This window comes from Algoriphagus sp., assembly GCF_024642405.1.
Taxonomy (GTDB): Bacteria; Bacteroidota; Bacteroidia; order Cytophagales; family Cyclobacteriaceae; genus Algoriphagus.
Map to the genome: position 1 here is coordinate 1 of NZ_JAHEBC010000416.1, position 2183 is coordinate 2183.

Annotated in this window: 3 protein-coding genes; 2 read left to right on the top strand and 1 reads right to left on the bottom strand. The window is 34.9% G+C overall.

Annotation, left to right across the window (positions count from 1 at the left end; all coding sequences use genetic code 11):
* Together Q0L68_RS18645 and Q0L68_RS18650 are read left to right on the top strand one after the other, a co-directional pair.
* Window positions 1-606 (top strand): putative oxidoreductase C-terminal domain-containing protein (locus Q0L68_RS18645; protein WP_296705762.1); only part of this gene is annotated, 606 nt, incomplete at its 5' end.
* A gap of 129 nt (window positions 607-735) precedes the next feature.
* Window positions 736-1683, top strand: a complete 948-nt coding sequence (locus Q0L68_RS18650) for an aldo/keto reductase (RefSeq protein ID WP_296705763.1) — start codon at window positions 736-738, stop codon at window positions 1681-1683.
* Between the two features lie 27 nt (window positions 1684-1710).
* Here the strand turns inward: Q0L68_RS18650 and Q0L68_RS18655 are convergent.
* Window positions 1711-2183 (bottom strand): phosphoribosylanthranilate isomerase (locus Q0L68_RS18655; RefSeq protein WP_296705764.1); only part of this gene is annotated, 473 nt, incomplete at its 5' end.

Sequence of the window (2183 nt, forward strand, 5' to 3'; positions counted from 1 at the left end):
GTTCAATGGGAATCCTTCCCTGGCGAAGTGCTGGATACTAGTGATGTGGAGATGTTAAAAGCAGAATTACTTCCGACTTCTTTAGGTTATGATCAATATCAATTGGTAACTGGAAAAACTCCTCCTTTTGAAAAAGGAGAATCATTGGATGTTTTAGCGAATGGTGAAATGAATTATACTTTGAAAGGTATTCACGCCAAAGTTTCTGTGAAATGGGCTTTTCAAGCGCCTGAAGGTACGGCAGATACTCATTATAGCATCATGCGTGGAACAAAAGCTAACCTAATTATCCGGCAAGGAGAGGAGGAGAAATACAAACCTGTTTTATATGTAAAGTTGTTGGATGGTCAGGAAGAAGAATTAAAAAACTCTATAAATACAGCTCTTCAGGAAAATTACCCAGGAATCAGTCTTTCAAAATTGAGTAATGGAGAATTCAAAATAGAGGTTCCGGACTCCTATTCCGTTGGACATGAAGCACATTTTGCCCAAGTCACTGAAAACTATTTGAAGTTCTTTAAGCAAGGCGAAATGCCAGATTGGGAAGTGCCAAATATGATTGTGAAATACTATACTACAACATTAGCTTTTGAAAAAGCCCAATAAAAATAATAAACCTTACAAACAGTGAGGTTTTTTTTATGTTTAACAAGTAGATGTATTATCTACGTTAATTAAAACATCAACTTATTATTTTAATCTATAATCGGGAGCTTTTCACTCTCATCAAATATCATGAAAAATTTAATTTTTAAGAATGGAGATCAATTACCAATCATTGGACTAGGTACTTGGAAAAGTGAGCCAGGAATAGTGAAACAGGCTGTTTTTTGGGCGATCGAAACTGGATATCGCCATATTGACTGCGCTTCAATTTACCAAAATGAAAAAGAAGTAGGTGAAGGAATAGCAGAAGCAATTAAGAAAGGACTCGTAAATCGTGAAGATTTATTCGTGACTTCAAAGCTCTGGAACAATTCTCATAAATATGAAGATGTCGGACCTGCTTTGGAAAAATCATTGGAAGATTTAGGCTTAGAATATGTGGATTTATATTTGGTTCATTGGCCAATTGCCTTTAAAAGAGGGATAGGTTTTGCAAAAACACGAGATGAATTCTACACATATTTAGAGGTGCCTTTAACCCAAACTTGGGAAAGCATGCAAGCAATTAAATCTAAGGGTTTGGCTAAGCATATTGGAGTTTCAAATTTTAATCAAACAAAGCTCCGGGAAATTATGAGTATCGGAGGGCAATTGCCTGAAATGAATCAAGTTGAAATGCATCCGTTTTTACCTCAAAAGAGCTTAGTTCAATTTTGTAGGGAAAATGGGATTCTGATGACAGCATATTCACCTTTGGGTTCTCCTGATTCAAGAAATGAATCTCATAAAAACGATCCTGTATTATTAAAAAATCCTTTAATAAAACTTATTGCCAAAAAACATGGAATAAGTGAAGGGCAAGTTTTAATTGCCTGGTCAGTTGCTAGAGATATCGCAGTAATCCCAAAATCGGTAAATAAAGGAAGGATAAAAGAGAATCTTGAATCTATAAATGTTAAACTGGATCAAAAAGATTTAATAGAATTAGATGATATAGGAGTTGACTTTCGATTTATTGATGGATCATTTTTCACCGGTCCTGAAAGTCCTTATAAACTTTCAGATTTATTTGAATGAAAAAAGCCCGAAAGTTCGGGCTAGATTTTATTCTTCAATTTCCAATACCTCCAATATATCAGCTAATTCATCAAAGTCTTTTAAGCCTGGTTTTATTTCTTTTCCACCCTCAAGGACTATTCCTTTTAAATTCAATGAATCTATTAAACTGAGAACATTGTCAGGAGATAAGCCCGCACCTAATATCACTTCGCAAGATTCGGTTAGTTTGGAAATGACTTCCTTATCATTTTCTGTTAATGGATCGTCATTTGAAGTAATATGGAAAAGGATTCCTTCTTTTTTCAAAATTGAGGCAACATCTTCTTCCATATGTCTTACTTCCGCAAGATCCTTTTTATAGATGGGATTAAATCCAGCAGATTTTAATGAAACCAAATCGTCTATTCTAGTATGTTCTACCCAGGTTATGGAAGGGTAACTTTTTAATATTTCGAGGGCATCTTTGGCAGATAATGTATTAAACTCTCCGACAAATTCAAGTCCAGAAACCCACCCAG